The 23016-nt window shown below is 39.4% G+C and carries 15 protein-coding genes and 2 pseudogenes; 14 read left to right on the top strand and 3 right to left on the bottom strand.

Annotated elements, in window-relative coordinates; genetic code table 11:
* Positions 1–233: 233 nt before the first annotated feature.
* Complete coding sequence (gene flhA / locus ACWIX0_RS02330; RefSeq protein ID WP_454171616.1) at positions 234–2462, top strand: flagellar biosynthesis protein FlhA; 2229 nt, start codon at positions 234–236, stop codon at positions 2460–2462.
* Between the two features lie 62 nt (positions 2463–2524).
* Entirely contained in the window at positions 2525–3736 is a 1212-nt protein-coding gene (locus ACWIX0_RS02325; RefSeq protein ID WP_454171614.1) for a DHH family phosphoesterase, read from the top strand.
* Positions 3737–3944: 208 nt separating this feature from the next.
* Here ACWIX0_RS02325 and ACWIX0_RS02320 read toward each other — a convergent pair whose 3' ends face one another.
* Complete coding sequence (locus tag ACWIX0_RS02320; RefSeq protein ID WP_454171612.1) at positions 3945–5702, bottom strand: OmpP1/FadL family transporter; 1758 nt, start codon at positions 5700–5702, stop codon at positions 3945–3947.
* A 925-nt stretch (positions 5703–6627) separates the two neighbouring features.
* Here ACWIX0_RS02320 and ACWIX0_RS02315 point away from each other — a divergent pair.
* The 4 genes and pseudogenes from ACWIX0_RS02315 to ACWIX0_RS02300 all read left to right on the top strand — a co-directional run bounded on the left by ACWIX0_RS02315 (position 6628) and on the right by ACWIX0_RS02300 (position 11693).
* Positions 6628–7187: pseudogene (locus ACWIX0_RS02315) on the top strand (hypothetical protein).
* 258 nt (positions 7188–7445) lie between these two features.
* Complete coding sequence (locus ACWIX0_RS02310; RefSeq protein ID WP_454171756.1) at positions 7446–8813, top strand: cation:dicarboxylate symporter family transporter; 1368 nt, start codon at positions 7446–7448, stop codon at positions 8811–8813.
* 133 nt (positions 8814–8946) lie between these two features.
* Positions 8947–10167, top strand: coding sequence for a hypothetical protein (locus ACWIX0_RS02305; protein ID WP_454171610.1), 1221 nt, complete (start codon positions 8947–8949; stop codon positions 10165–10167).
* Between the two features lie 200 nt (positions 10168–10367).
* Positions 10368–11693, top strand: coding sequence for a peptidoglycan DD-metalloendopeptidase family protein (locus tag ACWIX0_RS02300; protein ID WP_454171608.1), 1326 nt, complete (start codon positions 10368–10370; stop codon positions 11691–11693).
* Positions 11694–11862: 169 nt separating this feature from the next.
* Here the strand turns inward: ACWIX0_RS02300 and ACWIX0_RS02295 are convergent, their stop codons facing one another.
* Complete coding sequence (locus tag ACWIX0_RS02295; protein ID WP_454171606.1) at positions 11863–12699, bottom strand: amino acid ABC transporter ATP-binding protein; 837 nt, start codon at positions 12697–12699, stop codon at positions 11863–11865.
* 23 nt (positions 12700–12722) lie between these two features.
* A complete protein-coding gene (locus ACWIX0_RS02290) occupies positions 12723–13397 on the bottom strand; it encodes an amino acid ABC transporter permease (RefSeq protein ID WP_454171605.1) in 675 nt (224 codons plus the stop codon).
* Positions 13398–13758: 361 nt separating this feature from the next.
* On the opposite strand from ACWIX0_RS02290, the gene ACWIX0_RS02285 reads away from it, so the two are divergent.
* From ACWIX0_RS02285 to ACWIX0_RS02250, 8 genes and pseudogenes are all read left to right on the top strand, one after another.
* The gene (locus ACWIX0_RS02285) at positions 13759–14208 is read left to right on the top strand and encodes a hypothetical protein (protein ID WP_454171603.1); all 450 of its coding nucleotides are present in this window, start codon (positions 13759–13761) and stop codon (positions 14206–14208) included.
* An 80-nt stretch (positions 14209–14288) separates the two neighbouring features.
* Positions 14289–15590 (top strand): MFS transporter, encoded by a 1302-nt coding sequence (locus tag ACWIX0_RS02280; RefSeq protein WP_454171601.1) that lies wholly within the window; start codon positions 14289–14291, stop codon positions 15588–15590.
* Between the two features lie 78 nt (positions 15591–15668).
* A complete protein-coding gene (locus ACWIX0_RS02275; RefSeq protein WP_454171599.1) occupies positions 15669–16454 on the top strand; it encodes a restriction endonuclease in 786 nt (261 codons plus the stop codon).
* 4 nt (positions 16455–16458) lie between these two features.
* Positions 16459–17592, top strand: coding sequence for a site-specific DNA-methyltransferase (locus ACWIX0_RS02270; protein ID WP_454171597.1), 1134 nt, complete (start codon positions 16459–16461; stop codon positions 17590–17592).
* A 228-nt stretch (positions 17593–17820) separates the two neighbouring features.
* Positions 17821–19254 carry a DNA methyltransferase gene (locus ACWIX0_RS02265; protein ID WP_454171596.1) on the top strand — a complete coding sequence of 478 codons (1434 nt, stop codon included), beginning with the start codon at positions 17821–17823 and terminating at the stop codon, positions 19252–19254.
* Positions 19251–19919, top strand: a pseudogene (locus ACWIX0_RS02260) (BsaWI family type II restriction enzyme). Before ACWIX0_RS02265 ends, ACWIX0_RS02260 begins: the two are co-directional and overlap by 4 nt.
* 28 nt (positions 19920–19947) lie before the next feature.
* Positions 19948–21702 carry an ArsB/NhaD family transporter gene (locus ACWIX0_RS02255; RefSeq protein ID WP_454171594.1) on the top strand — a complete coding sequence of 585 codons (1755 nt, stop codon included), beginning with the start codon at positions 19948–19950 and terminating at the stop codon, positions 21700–21702.
* A gap of 154 nt (positions 21703–21856) precedes the next feature.
* Positions 21857–22996 (top strand): site-specific DNA-methyltransferase, encoded by a 1140-nt coding sequence (locus ACWIX0_RS02250; protein WP_454171592.1) that lies wholly within the window; start codon positions 21857–21859, stop codon positions 22994–22996.
* The last annotated feature ends 20 nt before the right edge of the window (positions 22997–23016 follow it).

The following is a 23016-nucleotide window of genomic DNA, read 5'->3' as shown; positions in this document are numbered from 1 at the left end:
ACAATTCAAAGATTTTAATGGCAGAGATTTTTATGCGCTTAGATTTTGCATAAAATCTGCAAGCCCGCGACAAAAAAACAAAAAAAAATAAATAAGGCAAAAAGTTAAAAAAAGCAAAAAATTAAAAAAAGTAGAAGGCTAAAAAAGGCAAAAAATAAAAATCCCTACAAAATTTACCAAACCTTAAATCACAAAACAATATACAAACCAACACACAATAAGGCTAAACACAAATGGCAAGCACAGCTCAAAACATTTCCAAACGACTTTTTTCTTTTTTTGGCGCATTGCAAAAATCCAAAGACTTAACCGTAGTAGCCTTTTTGCTGTGTATTTTGTTTATCATCATTGTCCCGCTTCCGCCTGCGATTTTGGATTTTCTCATTACCATTTCGATTATGCTTTCAATCCTTATCATTTTCATAGCCTTATACATTACTAAGCCAACGGATTTTTCGGCATTTCCCACACTTTTGCTTATCGTTACGCTATATCGTCTAGCCCTAAATGTCGCCACCACGCGAATGATACTCACAGAGGGCTACAAAGGAGCAAATGCGGTTAGCGATATTATCGCAGCATTTGGGGAATTTACCATTGGGGGCAACTATGTCATCGGCACGATTATTTTTAGCATTTTGGTGCTTGTAAATCTGCTAGTGGTTACCAATGGCTCTACGCGTGTAACCGAAGTGCGTGCAAGGTTTGCCCTAGATGCAATGCCGGGCAAACAAATGGCGATTGATGCGGATTTTAATAGCGGGCTTATAAGTGAAGATGAGGCAAAGGCTAGGCGCGCAGCATTAGCACAAGAGGCGGATTTTTATGGCTCTATGGATGGTGCTAGCAAGTTTGTCAAAGGCGATGCCATCGCTTCTATCATCATCACTATTATCAACATTATCGGCGGATTTCTTATCGGGGTTTTTCAGCGAGATTTAAGCATTGCAGATTCTGCTAGCACTTTTAGTATTTTAACCATAGGCGATGGACTCGTAGGGCAAATCCCAGCTCTAGTCATCGCCACAGCTACAGGTATAGTCGCTACGCGCACCGCAGTGAGTGAAAACTCAAAAGAAAGTTTCGCCCAAAATCTTATCTCCCAGCTTACTTCCCAGTCAAAAACCCTTATCATTGTAGGCGCGATTTTGCTACTTTTTGCCTCTGTGCCCGGACTCCCTACTTTGTCGCTTATGTTTGTGGGGCTTCTTATGCTATTTATCGCGTGGATGTTATCTCGCGAGGACAAAAGAAGTCTTTTTTCTATCCTTATAGATTGGGTAAATAAGCGATTTAATATGAATATTTCTTTGCCAGATTTTGAAGAAGAACAACAAAAAGAGATAAATCACTCCCCCGCACCAAAAGAGGAAAAATCCCCAGAAGAAATCAAAAAAGAAGAGGAGCGAAATCTAAATGACGCCCTAAAAATCGACTTTTTAGAGCTAGGGCTAGGATATGAGCTTATCGGGCTAGCTGATCAAAAACAAGGTGGCGTGCTTATCGAGCGGGTGCGCTCCGTGCGCAAAAATCTAGCGTCAAATTTTGGATTTTTGATGCCACAAGTGAGAATCCGCGATAACCTACACTTGCCACCCCAAAACTACGAAATCAAGCTAAAAGGCGTAGTCATCGGCGAAGGCTCGGTAATGCCTCATAAATTTTTAGCGATGGATACGGGCATTGTCGGCAAAAAAATCGATGGCATAGAGACAAAAGAGCCAGCATTTGGTATGAATGCGCTATGGATAGAGCCAAAAGACAAAGAAGACGCGCTAATGAGTGGATACAACATAATCGACCCTAGCACAATCATATCCACGCATATAAGTGAGCTAGTCAAGCGACACGCAGAGGAGTTTATCACTCGCGATGCTGTCAAAGAAATCCTTGATAGAATGGCTAACGATTATCCAGCACTTATCGAAGAAGCGCGCAAAATCCCCGCTATGATTCGCACCGTGCTACAAAAGCTACTATCAGAGCAAGTGCCGATACGAGATATGCTAACTATCCTAGAAACGATTGTAGATAAGCAAAATATGGATACTGATTTTGTGGTAGAAAATGTCCGCTCCAAGCTTGCTCGCGTAATCACGCATACTTTTGCCGCTGAAGATGGTAGCCTAAAGATTCTCACTTTTGCGCCAATCGATGAAGAGTATCTAACCTCCAAAATCCGTATGGATCCAGATTTTGGGCTTATCTTAGAGCTAAGCACAGGCGAAACGCAAAAACTCCTAGAAGAGTGCGAAAGCAAAATAGGCGAGCTAAAAGCAAAAAATATCTTGCATTTTGTCATCATAGCAGGACCCAAGCTTCGCCGTCCGCTATATTACAAACTGCGTGAATTGCGCGTAGATGTAACCCTGCTTAGCTCAGCAGAAATCGACATAAACTCTAAATATGAATTTGTAGGAATCATAGAGCCAAACTTTAGAAGCACGCAAAAACCGACATAAATCTAGCTCTGCAAAACCTCGCAAAATCTAAAATCAAAATCTAACAACAAAAAAGGAAAAAAATGCAAGTCTTTCATCTCTCACACACCGATTTAGACGGCTATGGTTGCCAATACATCGCAAACAAAGTATTTGATAATATCACTTTTTTTAACTCAAACTACGGCAAAGAAGTAACCACGCGCTTGCAGCATATCTGCACCAAAATCGACTCCCAACTAGCACAAGGCGACATATCTAGCACCCTTAGCCTACTAGAATCAAAGTTTCGCGCCAAAATCGACAAATCTAACGACAAACGCACCAAAGATTCTGCCACGCCTACTCATTCTAATGACGCAAAATCCACAAAATCTAACAAAAAAGAATTTTTGATTTTAATCACGGATTTAAACCTAACCCTAAGCGAAGCAAAATGGCTAAATGACAAAATCGCCTCATACCAAGCAAACGGACAATCCGTGCAAGCCCTCCTGCTAGACCACCATATCAGCGGGGAAGAATGCGCTAAAATCTATGAATGGTATCACCTAGATGATACGCGCTGTGCTAGCAAAATCACTTATGAGACATTGCCAAATATGTTTTTAGATTCTAGCGCGTCTTTAGATAATGCAAAAAATGCCAAAAAAAGAGAAAATCTAGCTAATTTAAAAGATTTTGTAGAAATGATAAATGCGGTGGATATTTGGCTAGAAGATGGAGAGTATTTTGAGTTTGGCAAAGTCGCACTTGGTATGATAGCCCTAAGCAACGAGCTAAATCGCTTTATGTTTGATGAGCCTCATAGGGCGTATAAATTTGCGCTTTTAGATTCTGCGTTTGAGTATCTGCCAAAAGGCGCGGTAGAGTTTGATAATGCAGTTTTTATGCTAAAAAAGCTAGCATTGAATGGAGAGCCACAAAAAGAAACGATGGATAGTATCTGCTCACGCAAACAATGTGAATTGCTAGAAGGTATGAAAGATAAATGCACGATTTTTTATGGCGATAAAAAAGGTTTTTTAAGCTATGGTATGGGCGGGATTAGCGTGCTTGCCAATCGATTTTTGCGACAAAATAGCGACTATGATTTTTATATGGATATAAATATGCGTGGGCTTATTAGCCTGCGGGCAAATGGGGGATGCGATGTAAGCGAGCTAAGCAGGGAGGTATTTAGTGGTGGAGGACACAAAAACGCCGCAGGAGGCAAGCTAGATAATTTTAAAGAGAGTTTTGCCTATGAAGATATAAAATCCCAAGTCCAAAACGCATTGCAACAAATCTCTTAAATATACCAAAATCTTTTTAAAAGCTAAAATCTTTTAAAAAATGCGTGAAATCGCTTAAAATGGCGGGGTTTAAATAGCGTAAAATCTAGCAAATTTTCTCGCTTTTGCAATGCAAGATTAAACACAAAATCTAAAAAAAAGCAAGATTAAACGAAGTTTTGATTAAAAATTTTTTAACAAAATCAAAATCTAACGCTATAAATAAACCCTACCACCGATACCCTAGCGAAGCAGTATAGATATATAGCCCGCCAAGTCCCCCGCTATGATACATTGAGCTCATTGAGGCTTTGTATGTCCAGCTTCCTGCTAGCCCAAAGTCAAATCCCTTAAAATTCCTTTTTAGTCCTATGCCTACCATATATCCATCGCTATCGGGTATGCCGATTTTATCCTGTGGGCTAGGAGCTGCATCATACGCCACAGAACCCATAAGGCGATTTTTTTTGCCTAGATATGTCGCTCCTAGTCGAAAGGTATTGGTATCCCTCCACCCTGCGCCCATATTGCTTACCACGCCAAAATCTGCTATGCCTACCATATTTTTTAGTGTTGCCCCATCTTGTGTTTCCCATACATCGCGGTAGCTTACTAGCCCGCTTAAGCCCTCATATTTTGCGTTTTCAAAATCTGGCGTTACTCGAAATTTCCACCCCCTACTCCAAAATGTCCGCTCATACACCCCCTCTAGCCTTACTCGTTTTGCAAAAAAATCCTGCGCGTAAGCAACGGTTAGGATTTCTGGCATTTGCACATCTATTTTTAGCGGAGCGGTGGTAAGCACATTTCCCATAGCCCCTCCTACATAAGTCGTAGCCTTTACCTCGCCTCTCATATCAAACGCCACAGGGCTATTAAACACCACCGAAAACATACCATTATCCACTACTCGCATAGAGAATGCCAAGCGATACCCCACAGATAAATCACTACCCTCGCTTTTTTGATAGACTTTGGAAGTGCCATAGAGGTTTGTAGTTTCGGTTTTTACATCATTCATCAACGCACCCCAATTTACGCAATTTATTGCTTGAGTAGGTTCTGTGCTTGAGGTGCAACCATCTATGCGTAAATCAATGCCTAAAAGCTTTAAAAGGCTTTGCACTGTTGAATTTTTTAATACATCCCCTACAAATCCATTTCGTATAGATTCTGGGATAAGTATTTTTAGTGATTCTGGGTGTTTGGCTAGATTTACGATTTGGTCGGTGGTAAGTGAGATTCCTTTGCCATCTTTATCTAGCGGGACATACACGACATTATTAAATTTCCCCATAGCATACATTCCGCGCAGTCCAAAACCGATAGAAAATCTATCTGCCACCGTCCACGATATACTAGGGCTAGCCTCAACCATCATTATAAACACATCTTGGAGAAACTCCCCCCCTTTGCCCGCCCACTCCATCGCTAGCCCCGAGCTAGCTACAAAGCTAAAACCTAGCGTGATTCCGTGATTTGTCCTCGTTTTGTAAAAAAATTTGGGCAGGATAAAGTTGGTATCGCCTGTGCTACCTGTGATGATTTGAGAATCCGCTGAAGTGTGGTCTAAAATAATAGGGGCTTTTAGGCTTCCTAGTCCTATCCCAGGGAATAGTTCATGAATAGTATCAATGGTGCTTGACATAGTATCTGTAAATGTTAGCTTAGTCTTTGAATAAAGCCCCTGATTTGTCGTAGGCACATCAAAGCTAAAGCCGGGGATACGAATCAGCGAAGTAGCTAGCTCAAACTCACTTTTATTCTCCCCCCAATCGTTTTTAAACCCCATATTCGCGGGATTATAATAGCTCGCATCAGCACCACGCGCCCCTGCTATATATGCCGAGCTAAGAGCGGTGGCATTTAGGCTTTGCTCTTGGATTTTAAATCCATTAGCACACCCTAATCCACCACCAAAAAACGCGCTAAAAACAAGCACATTTAACCAAAACAACGCAAAAAAACGACTTGCCCTAAATCTCATAAAACTCCTAAACATCGCACAATAAACAAACTAAACATAATCATTCAAACATTATTTAAGCACTATTCAACTTATTCAAATATAGCAATTTCAAGTCCAATCCATTATAACGCCCAAATCTAAATCGACTATTTTTAGTGTTTAGATTTCACTTCGCTAAACGCCCCCTAAACGCCCGCTAAAAATATACACAAATATCCACTAAAAAACGCCCACTCAATATGGCAAAAAAATGATTTGTCATTGCTAGATTTTGCATTGCTATCATTGAGAGCGGATTTTGCATTTTGCAGAATCTAAGCGTAGCAATCTAATTATCCGTCATTGTAAGCAATGATTCTGCTTCCGTCATTGCGAGCGAGCAAAGCGAGCGTGGCAATCCACATACTACAACATCTTGTGAGATTTTGTAAAAAAACGAAGTATCTCAAAGCGCAACTTCTTTAAGAAAACCTAAAACGCAAATAAAGATATTTCGCGCTTACGCGCTCAATATAACAAAAATCAGTAGTATATGAAATGTTGCTGTCATTGCGAGATTTTGCGACTTTGCCAAAAGTTGCAAAAACGCGGCAATCCATTTTCTTTGAGATTATAGATTTTCACGCGTGGCATAAGCCACGCTCACAATGACTATTTTACCACCTTTAGCCACATCCGCAAGGAAGTGAAAAATCACTATAATGTTATATTTAGCGAAGTAAAATATCTCAAATAATTCTCAAAATATTTGCTTGTCATATTAAGTTTGCGTAGCAAACAAAATATCTCTATTGTGTTTAAAATTTAGAGTTACTTTGGTTTGTGCCAAACCTCAGTATGAGAAAAATTTCCCCCTCCCTCTGCGGAGGGGGACTAAGGGGGTGGGTATATTTTCATAAAAAAGCTATCTTTTACTTAGTCCCACATAAATGAGTCTTAAGTTATGATGCACACGATGAAAAACAAGTATATCACCACATAATAAAAAACTTTGCAAGAATTTCAGAGGCAAAAACAATAGAGATTATTAAATATATTTCTACTTCGCTTACACTTGTAGCTTTTGTAAGAAGTCTTGATATTGAAGCTTCTAAAATTGCAAAATTAAGCAACATTTCTCGCCAAAGTGTCAATAAAATCATCAATCAAATTCGCATTTTAATCGCCAAAGAATGTGAGAAAATATCTAAATTAAATGGCAAAATCGAAGTTGATGAAAGCAACCTTTTAATATAGATTTTCGGTGCTAAAAGAGTGAGAGGTAAAAGAGACTTAAGTAGCTAGCAAAAAACCCCGTTTTTTTCTTTTGTTTGACTTGCAACTGCAGAAAAAAGTGGCTATGCAAAACATAGATTTGCTAAATTTAGGAGAATCAAAAAAGAGAATTTTTTGCTTTATTTATAAAAAAACAGAATTTAGATAGTCATCACTAAAACCAATGGACAAGATTTGTATAAAATCTTGCTGAAAATGATAAGAAATCAACCGCTTAAGTTAAAATGAGCCTAAATTTATTAAGATTTTGTGATGATTTTTGTATTTTTTTCTTGCATTGTTTTGTGTAAAAGCCTACAATTTTAGGCAAAACTTTATGCAAAACTTCTTATACAAAAACTTTGCGCAAAACACGATTTATGCAAATAAATCACAAAAAAATACTTGACAAAAACTACACAAATAGCAAGAAGTAATGCTTACTACAAAGGGGTGTAAATGCTGACAAAAGCGCATAAACAAGGTAGCTACAAACAAAAGCAACAAATGAGCAAGGGCATTGCGAGAAGTCTTGTGTTTTGGGTGTTTATTGGTATATTTTTAGGCGTGGTGTTTGGGAGCATTGGGAGCTTTTATGATACTGCGCCAAATGCCACAAACAACGACATAATCAGCTTTTTCCACCATTTTAGCATAGCTAGCAAAGAATACACCATTGACCCCTTTATCAAAGGGCTAAAGCTTTTAATGGGACCTATCATTTTCCTTACCATCATCACTGGTATCACGCGCCTAGAGGACTTAAAGACTTTGGGGAGTTTGGGGCTAAAGACGCTGATTTATTTTGAGGTGGTGAGCACCTTTGCGCTTGTCATCGGCGTGCTTTTTGGCGAGCTCATTAAGCCCGGGCACGGAATGCACTTAAAAGTCGAGTCTTTAGATTCTGGAGATGTGGCGGGCTATATCGCGCAGGGCTCAAGTATGCCAAGTAGTGCTGGCGGAGAGATTTTGCACATTTTAAAAACAGCCATTCCCCACGACCCCATTACGCCATTTGTGGAGGGCAAAATCCTCCAAGTGCTTGTAATGGCGATTTGCGTGGCAATAATACTTAGCTTTACAAGCCCTGCGATAAAAGAAAAGGCGTTAAATTACTTAGAATCTATGCAAGAGACTTTTTTCAAAGTCCTAACCGCGCTGATTTGGTATTCGCCACTAGCGACATTTGGGGCTATGGCTTTTTTAATCGCTAAGTTTGGCTTTGCCTCCATTAGCGGTATGGCACAGCTCCTTCTCACGATGGCAGCTGCCGTGCTTGCCTTTATCTTTGTGATTTTGGGGATTATTTGTCTGCTTGGCAAAATCAATATCTTTAAGCTAATGCGCTTTGTGTATCGGGAGGTGCTAGTAGTCTTTGCGACTTCTAGCTCTGAGACTGCGCTAGCTCCCCTAATGCGCAAGCTCGAAAAAGCGGGAATCCAAAAGGCAAGCGTGGGGCTTGTAATGCCTGTGGGGTATAGCTTTAATTTGGACGCGACAAATATTTATCTAAGCCTTGCGGTGATTTTCCTCTCTCAAGCCTTTGACATTCCTATCACTATCGAGCAAACTATCACGCTAATTCTTATTTTGATGATAAGCTCTAAGGGCGCAGTGGGCGTAACGGGAAGCGGGTTTATCGTGCTAGCAGGGACGCTCTCCGCGCTTACGATGGGCGATGGCTCGCACCTAATCCCCGCTGTAACGGTGGCAGCCATACTTGGAATCGATAAGTTCTTAAGCGAAATGCGAAGCGTGGGCAATCTCTGTGGAAATGTCGTAGCGTGCGTAATGGTAAGTATATGGGATAAGCGCGTGGATATGGAGAGATTCCGCTATGCACTTGATAACCCTGAAGAATTTCGGGTGTTGTAATGCGGGATTAGCGAGTGATTTTATGATTGTAAAATTTTCTAAAAATTGGAGAATGCAAAATGATAAATGGTTTGAAATTGTTTGGGTTTTTTAGGATAGTGTTTTATAGAATCTTTTTTGACAGGATTTTAAAATGATAAAAAACATAATCTTTGCTTGCGTGATTTTCACTCTCTTTGCGCAAGCGGTGGAATTAAGCGATTTTGAGCCACTATTTAGAGAAGCTAGAATCAAAAAAGAAATCCCACAAGAGATAAAATCTAAAAAAGATTTTGCAAAAACAGATTCTAAAGCGTTTTATGACACCCCGCAAATAAAAATCCTCCAACTCATAAAAGCATATCAAAAAGAGCATTTTAGATTTAATGCCACGCTTGAAAACATAGCCCAACAAGAAATACAAAATCTATCAAAACACACGCAAGAAATACAATCACAAGAAATACAACCGCAAGAAATACAAAAACTAATCAATGACTTTATCATAAGCTACCAAAAAGCCCAACGAATTTGGTTATTTAATATTTTGGCTAACTTTTATGATGATGATTTTTTTGCTAGCGAGATGTATGAGAATCAAACTAAGAGTAAAAAATATGAGCAAGTAGCAACGCTAGTAAATGAGTTTTTTGGCGAGCAGGAGCGGTTTATATTAAGCGGTGGAGATGAGATTTTGGGAATAATATTGCACCAATCTATCAACAACAATGAAGTATGTATGGATGTTTCTTGCGGACACCCAACAGAAGTTTTTTTGCTGAATAACACTTACAACGCGCTAAAAACTCCCAAAAATCAAGCAAGGCTAAAAGAAATAGTTGATGTTGGATTTCAAGGATATGAACGCTATATTTTACTAAAATCTATAAAAAGCGATGAGATTTTCAACGCATTTAAAAAGCTAAATTATGAAGATTTAATCCTTACAAATCCTAGCAAGAAGCAATTTGATGATTTATTAGCAGAATTTGATATAGATACTAACAATGCAATAATTGAAAGTTTTATCCAGCATTTTGCGCGGTGGTATTTGAGCGAACTATATTTAGCAAAATACGCCTTAGCATTAGCCGCTAAAAACGCTAGTGCTAACGAGATTGTAAATAGAGTTTTTAGTGATGGATTTTGTCAAATATCTAAGTATTTGGATAAAAAATCCCAAAAATTTTGCTTAGAAAAAATAGACATAAACCAAGAGTGGATATATATAAACGACAAACAAGTATGTGCCATAATATGGCAAGATACTATCATAAAATCCCACACAAATCATACTCCATTATGCAAAGCTATACAAAAAGAAGTCCAAAAACAATTTCAAAAAAATCAAATAAAACAAGATTCTAGTGATTAGATTTTCGTAGCATAAGATTTTGATTTTTCAAGATTTTTGCAAGCCTTTGCAAGACAAATATTGCATAAATTAGCACAAATTGGGTAAAATCGCTTTTTTACATTTTTTACATTTATTTTTTTGGCACTAAATTTTGGCATTTGTTATCATAAATACCAAAATCTAAAACACGCAAAAAAAAAACATAAAAAAGAGAGAAAATGCCTACTCATTCTTTTCTTAAATCTCGCCTTTTTCATTTATGTATTTTAAAACCTTATCGCGCTAGTTTGCAAATTTGCTTGATAATAGGCTTTTTTGGATTTGGAAGTGCTAGCTTTGGTGCGGTTGGCGAGAGGCTATCTTGGGCAAATGGACTGACTTTGCTAGGTTTTTTTGAGCAAAATCTAATCCCCATAAAACTGTATTACAACCTCCCATCACAAGACAAAGAGCTAACCGCAGAAGTCAAAGCAAATGCGACTTATTACACGCTTAGAAATGATGAGGGGGATTTGCTCCACGCGCTTATCCCCATAAGCAATAGTGCGCAAATCCATATTTATAAGCACAATGATGAATTTGTGCTAGATTTTATCCCTATCGCTTCCTTTAAAAAAGAACAAGTGCTAACGCTAAAAGTGCAAAACTCCCCATATATCGACATTATAAACGCTACAAATGACAGGGTTCTAGCAGGCGAATTTTCAAATATTTTTGCTAGAAGTCCTGCGACTATGGTGCATAAAGATGACAAACTATCCATTCTTTATGAGCGGGATTATCGCTTGGGTGCGCCCTATGGTAGCCCCGATATAAAGGCAAGTATGATAGAGGTAGCAAAAAAACCTCTTTTTGTGTTTCAATACACAAATGGCAATTATTATGATGCAAATGGCAAAGAAATGGCTGGTTTTCACTTTATCCCGCCTGTAAGCTATACGCGCATTTCATCGAGATTTTCGCTAGGGAGGAAGCACCCTGTGCTAAAGATTGTCCGTCCGCATTATGGGGTGGATTATGTGGCGAGTGCTGGGACACCTGTGAGGGCGACTGCGGGAGGTATGGTAACCTACGCAGGCGTGCGCGGAGGCTATGGCAAAGTCATCGAAATCGCACATAATGGCGGAATCAAATCGCTATATGCGCATCTAAGCTCGATAAACACGCGTATAGGAGCGCAGGTAAAAGCAGGGACTTTCATCGGCAAGGTAGGCTCTAGCGGTTTAAGCACGGGGGCGCATTTGCATTTTGGGCTATATAAGCTAAATCAGCCAATCGATCCGCTAAAGCGAATCCGCACGGTAGCAAGCGAGCTAAGCGGAAAAGAAAAAGAGAAGTTTTTAGAGCTAGCAGGTGCTTTGCAAAAGCAGATTTTAGGCATAGTGGAGCAAGTGAAGTTTGAGGGTAGGGATTTTGAGATTTTTAGCCAAAATGCGCAAGTTTTTGAAGAGGTAGAAAATGCGCAGGAAAATCTAAATGGCGAAACTAATGATGAATCTAGCGGGGAATCTAACAGAGAATCTAACGAAACGCAAAAAGAGTAAAAATAGTCAAAAACTAGCCTGTCAACAATTTTTATTTAACAGCCAAGTAATTTCAACAGATTCTATGACAATGCAAAATCAGTGCAAAATAACGCAAAATTAGCGCAAAATCTAGATTTTGTTTTTAAATCCAAAAACCACAAAATTCAAAAAATCTTAGAAATAATATCTAGCCCAAATTTTTGCGTGGCTTAAAATCAAAACTTTGCAAAAACTTCTGTGCGCGAGGGGTTTTGGGATTGGTAAAAAACTCACTTGGGCTATCTTCTTGCTGTATTATGCCATTATCCAAAAATATGATTCTATCGCTAACCGCCTTTGCAAAACCCATTTCGTGCGTAACAATCATCATTGTCTTGCCCTCATCTGCAAGGGATAAAACAACATCTAGCACCTCGCGCACCATCTCTGGATCTAGCGAAGCGGTGATTTCATCTAGCAATAAAATCTTAGGATTCATACACAATGCCCGAACAATCGCCACTCGCTGTTTTTGCCCGCCGCTAAGGGTTTTTGGGTAGGATTTTGTGTATGATTCTAGCCCTACGCGTTTTAGGAGTGCGTGGGCTTGTGCTAAGACTTCTTTTTTGTCGCGTTTTTGGACTTTTATCGGAGCTAAAGAGATATTTTCCTCCACACTTAGATGCGCGAAAAGCTCGTAGTTTTGAAACACCATACCGATTTCTTGACGGATTTTACTCCAATTTGTTTTGGTGGATTTTGGACTAGATTTTGTGGGAATATTAGAGTTATTAAAATTTATGGATTTGTGTTGTGATGGTAGATTTTGCCCTGAAGTGATGAGGTTAGATTCTAAGTAGATTTCGCCATACTCAAAGGTTTCTAGCCCATTTATGCACCTTAGCAGGCTTGATTTGCCACAGCCACTAGGACCTAGCAGGCATAGCACTTCGCCTTTGTGTAGCTCTAAATTTATGTCTTTTAGCACCTCTTTAGTGCCATAAGATTTTTTGAGATTTACTATTTTTAAAATCTGCGTTGGCATTTGATTCTCCGTTTTTTATGTGGCTAGCAGGCTTTTGATTCTAGCTTTTTGGCTATAAGGCTAAGCGGGTAGCATAGCGCAAAATATAGACACAAAATCAAACCATAAATGATAAATGGTGCTTCTAGCAATGCCCTATTTGCTTCAATGACTTGTCTCCCTACTTGCAAAATATCGCTAATGCCGATAAAAAGCACAAGCGAGGTGGTTTTTATCATTCGCGTAAAAAGATTGATAAGGTTTGGCAAAAGTCGCTTAAAGGCTAGCGGAAATATGATAAAAACTTGTATCTGCAAGGTAGTAAATCCTAATGCTAGCGCGCTTTGTTTGTAATGGCTATCTATGCTTCCTAGCGCACCACGCACCAAATCGCCCATTTCAGCACTTCCCCATAAACTAAAAGCAATGATAGCTACGGCGTAGTTTGCTATGCTTAAACTTAGAATCTGTGGCAAGCCAAAATATAGCACATATAGCAATGCTAGCACAGGAATAATCCGCATAGATTCTAAATAGATTTTCATCACCCCGCGCAAAATCCAAAATCTACTCATCATCGCTAGCCCCACCACACTCCCTAGCGCGATAGATAGCACGATACTTACAAAGGCTAAATAAAAGCTGACAAAAAGTCCTAGCCCTAGTCTTTGCAATGTCGGTAGCGTGAAAAGTGTCTCAAAAGTCGTCCAAATATCCATAATCCATAGCCTAAAATCTACTAGAAATTTTTATGAGTGATAGACACAAAATGCGTTTGTGGCGATATGTTATTTCAAATATTTATTGTATATAAAGTGTAAAACAATGTTTTGAATCGTGGGTAGTGCGTCTTTTTCATAGGTAAAATCTTCACATAAAGCGATTATACCAAAATCTTGTTAATTGGCTTAGTTTGCGCAAGTGCTATTGTGCTGTGCGCTTGGCATTTGCGCAAAGTATGAGTAAGTTATATGCAGTGGTAAAAGTCGCGTAAATTTCGCCACAAAGCACCAAATATGCAAGCAAATTTGGCTACAATAGCGTTTATTTCAATGTAAAACCTAACACAAAGGACAGAAAATGAGACATTTTATCGTTACTGCGCTACTTTTTAGCGCGATTATCGCCATAAGCGCGAATGCTAAACCACACGATTTACACCCACCACACGAGGCAGGATTCACCCCGCTAGGTGCAGAATTGCCACGCATAAAGGGAATCGCACCTGAAATCTTTGCAAATGCAAGTAAAGAAGCACAAATCCGCGCATTGCAAATCGAGGACAAATCACGCAACGAATTGCACAAAGCCACGCAAAGATTCCGCGATGAGCGCGAGAAACTCGAGCTTGACAAGCGCATTTTGCAAGTAAAACTCTATCACGCACAAGGCGATGAGAAGCAAAATCTACTAAACCAACTCTACAACATCGAGCAATCAATCACTACAAATCGACTAAATGAGCGCAATTTACGCGACAAAGAGGAACTAAAAACAAACGAGAAAATCTATAATGAACTGCGAAAATAGCACAAATCTTATAGCGCGAATCGCGTGGATTTTTGGCACAAATCTAAACAAGATCCACGCATTTTAAGCGATTTTTGACTATGAATCCTCACAATCTTTTAGCGTGGCTCAATTTCTTTGTCGCTGATGTGCGCGATGGTTTGGGACCATTTTTGGGCGTGTTTTTACTACAAAATGGCTTTGGTGAATTTGAAATAGGGCGAATCGGCACGATTTCAAGTCTAATCGCGCTTGTTTTAGGTGTGCCTTGCGGGATTTTGGTGGATAAAACCACGCGCAAAAAAGAGCTTATAGGCGCATTTATCGCCCTTATCATCGCGTTTTGCGCCCTAAACTACCTTTTCCCCTCATTTATTTTCACGCTACTAGCGCAAGGGCTAGTCGCACTTAGCGGGGTGTTTTTAGCCCCTGCGTTTGCCGCACTCACGCTTGGCATTGTCGGTGTGCGCGACTATCCGCTCCAAACGGCGAGAAACGAAGCCTATAAACACGCAGGGACGGCGTTTGGTGCGGCACTTAGTTTTTGCTTTGCGCTGTATTTTGGCATTGTGAGTGTGTTTGTGATTACGGCGACTCTTGGGGGGATTTCGCTTGTGGTTTTGACACTCATAAAGCGAGAGTCTATCGATGATTTTACCGCGCGGGGCGAGATTTGTAGCAAAGCGACTTTTGAAGCGACACCTAAACCCAAACCCACGCGCCTAATCGCGCTATTTACCGATAAACGCGTGTTATTTTTAAGCGTGATAATGTTTTGCTTCCACCTTAGCAATGCTGCAATGCTCCCTCTGCTAAGCCAAAGGGCGCAGAGACTAGGTATCGACTCAAGTGGCGCGTATGCCGCAGCTACCATTCTTATCGCGCAAAGCACGATGATATTTGTGGCGTTTTTGTGCGGGAGATTGTTGCGAAAATTAGATTTGTATAAAGCAAAGTTGCGCAAGGTGCAAGATTGGCATAAAGCAGATTCCACAAATCCCGCAAAATCCACGCAAGATTCAGAATTTAAACTCTATTTTTGGCTCTTTTTTGCCTGCTTTTTCGCGCTCATCATTCGCGGGGGCGTGGCAGCGCATTTTGATAGTGTAGGGGCGATGATAGTCGTGCAGATTTTAGATGGCATTGGAGCGGGGGTTAGCGGGGTAGTTTTACCCGTAGTGGTCGCGCTTATCTTGCGTGGGAGCGGACATATCAACGCAGGACTTGCCTTTGCGCTTACCTGCGGGGGACTTGGCGGGGCGTTAAGCAATGGCGTAGGCGGGTATTTCGCGCAATATTATGGCTACTTTAGCGCGTATCTTTTTTTAGGAGGTGTGGCATTATGCGGACTTGCCCTGTGGTGCGCGGGTGCAAAAAGACTATTTGGGGCAAAATCCTTTTGAAAAAGCCTTGTGAAAATACATAAGCAAAGTTTGCTATAATTTGGATTTTGTGATAAGCAAAACCTGTAAGGAATCTAAATGAATTATTTTCTTTCCCAAAGCATAGAGTTAGCAAATGCCAAAAACTACCTTGATGAGCTATTTCGTGTCTATCCTATGAGTCCTGACACTTTGCGCGAAATTGACACGCAAAAATGGAGCGCGTTTGAAAAAGAATTTAAGCAAAATAATCAAGACAAAATTATCGAATCTTTGCTTGATTTTGAGCTTTTTCCCATAAAAGATTCGTATGTAGCCTACTTGCGCCGTGATAGAAGTGCGATAGAGCGCAATCCTATGACAATAGCGCGACTTTGCGGTAGGCTCAAAGAAATGGGGCTTGATGAAATCTATAAAAATCTCTCTCAACCAAAAGAGACAAATAGACAAATAGGACCATTATTTAAAAGGTGGGTAAATAGTGGTGCGCTTGGCTTAATGCCACTGCCTTTGCAAGATTTCAAAAATACAAAAGACAATGCGATTTTAAATGCTAGTGATTTGGCTATGCAAGATTTTGCGTGTGAATCTTTGGGTTATGAAAATCAAAAAGGGCTAGATTTTATCGCTAGATTTAATGGCAAATATATTTTGGGCGAGGCAAAATTTTTAAGCGATTTTGGCGGACACCAAAACGCACAGCTTAATGATGCTTTCGCGCTTTTAAATTCTCAAAATTTAGGCGAAAATGTCGTAAAAATCGCTATTTTAGATGGCGTATGCTACATTAAAAATCAAGGCAAAATGTTTGAAACGCTAATGGCACATAAGGACAAAAACATTTTTTCGGCATTATTGTTGCGTGATTTTTTGTATCAGGTGTAGCGATATGTTAGAGATTTTTAGAGAATTCAAAAGCCCAAAAGAATTTTTACAAGAGCGTTATAAAAACGCCTTGCAAGGGGATTTTAGCAAAGAAAATCTACTTATTTTTGATGATAATCTAAATGCTATGCGCTTTTTGCTCCAAAGCGACAAAGCCAAAAAAGACTACAAAAACAGCATTGATTTAATCTACATTGACCCGCCATTTGCCACAAACAACACTTTTAGAATGGGTAGCACGGTGAGCGCGAGTTTGAGCGCAAATGTCGCCTACAACGATAAATTTAGCCTAGATTCGTATTTGGAATTTTTATATTATCGCTTAATTTTGATGCGCGAAATGTTAAGCCAAAAAGGGAGCATTTATGTGCATACAGACTGCAAAATCGGGCATTATGTCAAAATCTTGCTTGATGAGATTTTTGGCAGGGAGTGCTTTATAAACGACATTACGCGTGTGAAATGCAATCCTAAAAATTTCGCTAAAAAGGGCTATGGCAATATTAAAGATAACATTTTATTTTATGCTAAAAGTGCGGAGTTTATTTGGAATGAAGTGAGCGAGAAAGTCGCACAAAGCGATTTAGACAAACGCTTTAACAAGCGCGATGAAAAGGGTGCATACACGACTATCCCGCTTCACGCACCGGGCGAGGTGCTAAATGGTGAGAGTGGGCAAGAATGGAGGGGGCTAAAACCGCCAAAAGGTAGGCATTGGCGTTGTGCTTTGAGCGAACTTGATAGACTACAAAGCGAGGGGTTAATCGAGTGGAGCAAAAACGGCAATCCGCGTAAAAAAATCTATGCCAAAGATTACACAGAAAAGAAAATCCAAGATATTTGGGAATTTAAAGACGCTCAAAAAGTGTGCTACCCCACGCAGAAAAACACCGCGCTATTGCGACAAATCATTTTAATGTCATCAAACGCAGATTCGCTTGTTATGGATTGCTTTTGTGGGAGTGGGGGATTTTTGCGCGAGGCGTTTGATTTGGGGCGGAATTTTATCGGTATAGATTCTAGCGCGGAAGCGGTGCGAATCAACAAAGAGTGGATAGCTAAAAGCGCGTGTAAATGCGCTATGCTACGCAGGACGATACCGCACACAAAAGCCACACACGAAACATTCGCGGTGTGAATGTAGATGGCTGGTGTGAATCTAGCGCGATTTTGCTACCTTGTTTTTGCGTAATTTTGGACTAGCCCTATGGTGCGCAGGTGCAAAGAAACTATTTGGGATAAAACCCTTTTAAAAAACCTTAGCGAAAATAAAATAGGCAAAGTTTTGTATAATTGTGATTTGGTTACGCTTTTTAATCTAAACATAATATAATGGCAACAAATTCACTAAAAGGACATTTTTTAAATGACTTCAGTAGCACAGCAATATGATGAAAAATATAAGCAAAATCTAGAATCTAGATTAGATTTTTCGCTATCAACGCAAAAAAATTCACAAAATAATACAATCAATTTACAAGATTTTCGCACGATTCCCATTGATTATTCGTGGTCGTTTAGTGATAAAACACAAAAAGACACTGCCTATATCACGCACAGCTACTATACCTATCCTGCAAAATTTATCCCTCAACTTACCTCACGACTAATTAAACTATATAGTAAGCCTTTGGACTTGGTGCTTGACCCTTTTATGGGGAGTGGGACGACTATGGTAGAAACCCTTGTGCATAATCGCCGTTGCGCTGGGGTAGATATAAATCAAATCGCATATCTTGTCGCAAAGGTAAAAACTACGCCCTTAGATATAAATCTTTTGAAGCAAGAGTTTAGTGCGTTGTCAGTGAAGTTTTCAAATGATGATAAAAACTCGCTATTTTTTCAAAAATCATCACAAAACAACTCTAAGAAGAAAGCAAAATGTAACAATATCCAAAATCTAAAAAATATCGATTCAAATGAGCGCATTGATTATTGGTTTAAGTCAAAGCAAAAGCGCGAACTTAAAGAAATTTTGACGCACATTTTAGGGATTGAAAATAAAGATATACAAGATTTTTATCTAGTCGCTTTTGCTCAGATTTTAAAAACCTGCTCGATTTGGCTACAAAAAAGCATAAAACCTACAAGAGATTTACACAAAAAAGATGCAGATTGCTACACACTATTTTTAACTCAAGCAAAAAAAATGATAAAAAAACACGAACAATTTAACCAAATGCTTGATGCAAATACGCTCACAAATATTGACAAACATTTAAATCTTTCGTGTGGGGATTCTAGGTGTTTGCCACTTAAAGACAACGAAGTCCAACTTATCATTACAAGTCCTCCGTATGTAACGAGTTATGAATATGCCGATTTGCACCAGCTACCAAGTCTATGGCTTGGATTTTTGGATAATCTAAGCGAATTTAGAAAAAAATTTATAGGCAGTAGTTTTAGAAAAAACTCTTTACCAAACACGGATTTACAAAGCAAAATCGCACAAAATATCATCACGCAACTTAAGGGTAAAAAAGCTATTGAAGTGCAATGCTATTATGCTGATATGTTGCAATCATTTGCAGAAATGTATCGTGTGCTAAAACCAAAATCAAAAGCCTGCATAGTAATTGGCAATACAGAATTTAGGGGAGTTGAGATTTTAAACGCGGAAGTATTTGCTGAACAAATGCAAAATCTAGGCTTTAAAATGCACGATATTATCCACAGAGAAATCCCATCAAAAATGCTCCCCTCCACACGCGACTCTAAAACAGGACGATTTGCAAAAACAAAAAATACCGATAAACTCGTATATCCCACCGAATACATTTTGATAATGGAGAAGCAATGACTATCACGGACTTAATAAATCTTTATGAAAACAAAAAAGCAAAATTTGGCAATGAGACATATAAATATCTCTCGCAAATTTTTAAGGAAGCAAAGGAAATCCATAGAGATTTTGCCTTGCAAAAAGGCATAAATGATACCGAGCAATCTTGGAGGGCATTTAAGGGGAAAAATTTAGAAAAACTTATCGAATACATAATCGCTGATAGTGTGCGAAATCTAGGGCTAGAAATCATCAATGGCAACAAACTAGAAACAACCAAAAACTTAGCTAAAAATTTGGAAATGATAAAACGCAATCTTTGTGTGGATTATGGTGAGTTTGGTATGCACTTGCCCGATGTGGATATGGTAGTTTTTGAGCCAAAATCTTGCAAAATTATTGCTGTTCTATCAAGCAAGGTTACCTTGCGCGAACGCATAGCCCAAACAGGATATTGAAAACTTAAATTACTAGAATCTAGCATTACAAGTCATATTAAAGTATTTTTTATCACGCTTGATGAGGACGAAACCCTGCGCGTAAAAAATCCTGCTAAAAAAGGCAGGGCAATTTGTGAGGTCGATACCGATGGGTGCTATATTTTAAGTAGCGCAGATTTTGAGCCTAGCAAAAAGATAAAGTTATTTGCAGAATTTATTAGTGATTTAAAAAAGATTTTGTAATTTTTTGGCAATGCAAAGGAAAATTTAAATGTTGGCTTTTATCATTTTCGCCCTCACGCTTTTTGGGATTTTGCGCCGTCCGTTTGGATTTGGCATTTGGGTGTATTCTAGCATTGGTGCGGTGGCGACATTCGCACTTGGGCTTGTGGAGCTACGCGATTTGGGCTTTATATTTTCGCTTATTTGGGACTCTGCGCTTACCCTCATCGCGCTTATTGTGATTAGCTATTGCTTACAGGCGTTTGGATTTTTTGAATGGCTGATTTTTTGGGTGCTAAAAATCTGTGCCGTAAAATATTCCGTAAAAAAGGCAAAAACTAATTCTTGGCATTGTGAGGATTTGACTTGTCATACTGAGGGCGTAGTCCGAAGTATCTCTAAAACCTCAAACAATAGAGATTCTTCGCTCACTGCGTTCGCTCAGAATGACAAAGAAAAAGATATTTTGCTTTTTGTAAAACCTCAATTTACAGAATTTGCGAGCGAAGCGAAGCAACCATATAACAATGTGGATTGCCACGATTTGACTGCGTCAAATCTCGCAATGACAAAAAACGCAAATTCTAAGATTTTTGATGAGATTGTGCTAGAGCGAGAATCTGCGAATGAGGCGCACTTGGGCGTGCGTTGCAATGAAGCAGATTTGAGATCTAGTGCAATATCGCAAAAAGCTGAATTTGCCATAAACACGCGCAAGGCATTTATCTTACTCACACTTTGTTGCGCCCTTACAAGCGCGGTTTTGGCAAATGACGGGGCGATTTTGATTTTTACCCCGCTTGTGCTAGGGCTATTTTTGCGCGCACGCAACGCGACAAACCCCCAAATCATCGCCTTTTTATTCGCCACCGCCTTTATGTGCGACATTAGCTCAAATGCCCTTACTATCTCAAATCTCACCAACATTATCACCGCAAGATTCTACCACATAGGCTTTGGCGACTTTGCACGAGCGATGCTTTTGCCAAATCTTTTTGGCATCATTAGCGCAATCGCGTTGTTTTTAGTCGTATTTCGCACTTCGCTAAATGTGCCACTGCTCTTTCGCACCTCGCTCAAACCCAAACTCTCAAACAAACTTTTTGCCCTGCATTGCGCGTGTCTTTGCGTGTTTGTGGCGAGTTTTTTCCTCTCCACGCATTTTAGCTTGCCTTTGAGTGTGAATTGCGGAATCTATGCGGGGATTTTGCTTTTTACTCTGTGGCGCAAGTCGCATAGCAAGGCAAAATCCACGCTTAAAAACGCGCCTTTTGGCATTATCATCTTTGTCTTTGGGCTCTTTGTGGTGGTATCCGCGCTTACAAAAACGGAGCTTCAGCTCACATTTGATGTGTTTTTAAGCGGGCTATCCCACGATGCAATTAGTAGCACTTTTGGCGTTAGTGTTGCTAGTGCGATTGGCTCAAGTATATTTAATAATTTGCCTATGGTGCTTTTTGGCAATTTAACGATACACGAGATGTTTCCACCTTTTCCTTTTGCGCATTTTTTTGGAGAAAAACCGCATTTGTTCACTTTGAGTTTAGCAAGTATTGACTTTGGTATAAATACAAATCTCAAACAAACCCTTGTATATGCGCATTTGCTAGGGTGCAACATCGGCTCAAAGCTAACCCCTATCGGCTCTCTTTGCACTTTGCTTTGGCTATCACTGCTTGCTAAAAGCTCGATTTTTTCCCAAAGGGGGATAACTTTTGGCTTTTGGCGTTATTGCAAATACGCGCTTATTTTCACGCCATTTGTGCTATGTTGCGCGTGTGCGGGACTATGGCTAGGCGCATAGATTCACGCGAATCCTACCCATAAATATGCGAATCCAAAGCCGAATCTAAAAAAGCAAATTTTGGTGAAATTTTGCTAAAATTGCAACTTTAAAAATCCTACAAATCAAAGGCAAAGCAATGTAGAGTAATTTAGAGCAAGTAAAAAGCGACATTTTGAGCGAGCTAAAAGCACGGGTAGAGGATAAGATTTTAGAGCAAAATAATTATGAGCTACTAAAAAAGCTAATCAATAAAGCCGAAATTATCGCCGAAGCACAGGCGATTTCAGCACTTGGCACGACTTATAAAAAGACAGGATTTCACTTTGATATTAGATTAGAAAATCCTAGCAATGACATTCATTTTTTCGCCAAAGATAGCAAACTAAGCTTTGAAAATGACAAAAATAAGCCCACACATACGCTTATCATAGGCGATAATTACCCCGCGCTTTTAAATCTACTTATCGCATACCGAGAGAAAATCAAAGTGATTTATATCGACCCGCCCTATGGCAAGGACAATTTAGGCGAGTTTGCGCATACAAACTATGACAACGCAATCACGCGTGATAATTTACTCTCAATGTTAAAGCCACGATTAGAGTTAGCAAAAATGCTTTTGCGCGATGATGGCGTGATATTTTGCTCTATCGATGATAGGAATCAAGCGTATTTAAAATGCCTTTTTGATGATATTTTTGGGGAGAGGAATTTTGTGGCAAATATCGTGTGGAATTCTATAAGTAGTGTTTTGAAACAATCTAAATTTATTAGAAAAGAACACGAATATATTCTATGCTATGCCAAAAATAAAAATAACCTTGAATTTAATAGGCTTGAAAATACTATGGAATTTTCAAGCCCTGATAATGACCCAAAAGGCGAGTGGTTTAGCTCTAATGCAGCGCACCCAAATCAAAATAGCGATACAAATAAATTTGCGATTCAACTACCAAATGGCACAGAATGCGTTAGAAATTGGAAATTTAGCTATGAGGATTTTATAAGTGGCAAAGTTAGTTTATATTTTAAAAATGGCAATGTGCCGAGATTGAAAATCTATAAAAGCGAATATGATGTAAATACTAAGATTCTTGCAAGTATTTTTAAGGATTTAGGCTCTATAACTACGGCAAAAACTGAAATGAAGTCTATATTTTCGGATTTTGCAGATGATTTGTTTGATACGCCAAAACCTGTAAATTTAATCAAACGCCTTTTAGAAATCTCAACCACCCCAAATAACCCTGATTTTAACGGGGGGGGGGGGGGGGGGCACCCCCCCCGTTTCCAAAATTTCAGAAGGGTTTGAAAACTTTGCGCGAATGTTAG

The organism is Helicobacter sp. T3_23-1059 (genome assembly GCF_053654515.1).
Note: the sequence above shows the minus strand (reverse complement) of the source record. Positions and strands in the feature narration are given on the sequence as shown.

What these genes read in the sequence shown, in the direction of transcription:
- ACWIX0_RS02280 (WP_454171601.1), top strand. Translation starts at nt 14,289, where the DNA reads ATGAATCCTCACAATCTTTTAGCGTGGCTCAATTTCTTTGTCGCTGAT.
- ACWIX0_RS02325 (WP_454171614.1), top strand. Translation starts at nt 2,525, where the DNA reads ATGCAAGTCTTTCATCTCTCACACACCGATTTAGACGGCTATGGTTGC.
- ACWIX0_RS02310 (WP_454171756.1), top strand. Translation starts at nt 7,446, where the DNA reads ATGAGCAAGGGCATTGCGAGAAGTCTTGTGTTTTGGGTGTTTATTGGT.
- ACWIX0_RS02290 (WP_454171605.1), bottom strand. Translation starts at nt 13,397, where the DNA reads ATGGATATTTGGACGACTTTTGAGACACTTTTCACGCTACCGACATTG.
- ACWIX0_RS02275 (WP_454171599.1), top strand. Translation starts at nt 15,669, where the DNA reads ATGAATTATTTTCTTTCCCAAAGCATAGAGTTAGCAAATGCCAAAAAC.
- ACWIX0_RS02265 (WP_454171596.1), top strand. Translation starts at nt 17,821, where the DNA reads ATGACTTCAGTAGCACAGCAATATGATGAAAAATATAAGCAAAATCTA.
- ACWIX0_RS02320 (WP_454171612.1), bottom strand. Translation starts at nt 5,702, where the DNA reads ATGAGATTTAGGGCAAGTCGTTTTTTTGCGTTGTTTTGGTTAAATGTG.
- ACWIX0_RS02285 (WP_454171603.1), top strand. Translation starts at nt 13,759, where the DNA reads ATGAGACATTTTATCGTTACTGCGCTACTTTTTAGCGCGATTATCGCC.
- ACWIX0_RS02255 (WP_454171594.1), top strand. Translation starts at nt 19,948, where the DNA reads ATGTTGGCTTTTATCATTTTCGCCCTCACGCTTTTTGGGATTTTGCGC.
- flhA (WP_454171616.1), top strand. Translation starts at nt 234, where the DNA reads ATGGCAAGCACAGCTCAAAACATTTCCAAACGACTTTTTTCTTTTTTT.
- ACWIX0_RS02295 (WP_454171606.1), bottom strand. Translation starts at nt 12,699, where the DNA reads ATGCCAACGCAGATTTTAAAAATAGTAAATCTCAAAAAATCTTATGGC.
- ACWIX0_RS02300 (WP_454171608.1), top strand. Translation starts at nt 10,368, where the DNA reads ATGCCTACTCATTCTTTTCTTAAATCTCGCCTTTTTCATTTATGTATT.
- ACWIX0_RS02270 (WP_454171597.1), top strand. Translation starts at nt 16,459, where the DNA reads ATGTTAGAGATTTTTAGAGAATTCAAAAGCCCAAAAGAATTTTTACAA.
- ACWIX0_RS02305 (WP_454171610.1), top strand. Translation starts at nt 8,947, where the DNA reads ATGATAAAAAACATAATCTTTGCTTGCGTGATTTTCACTCTCTTTGCG.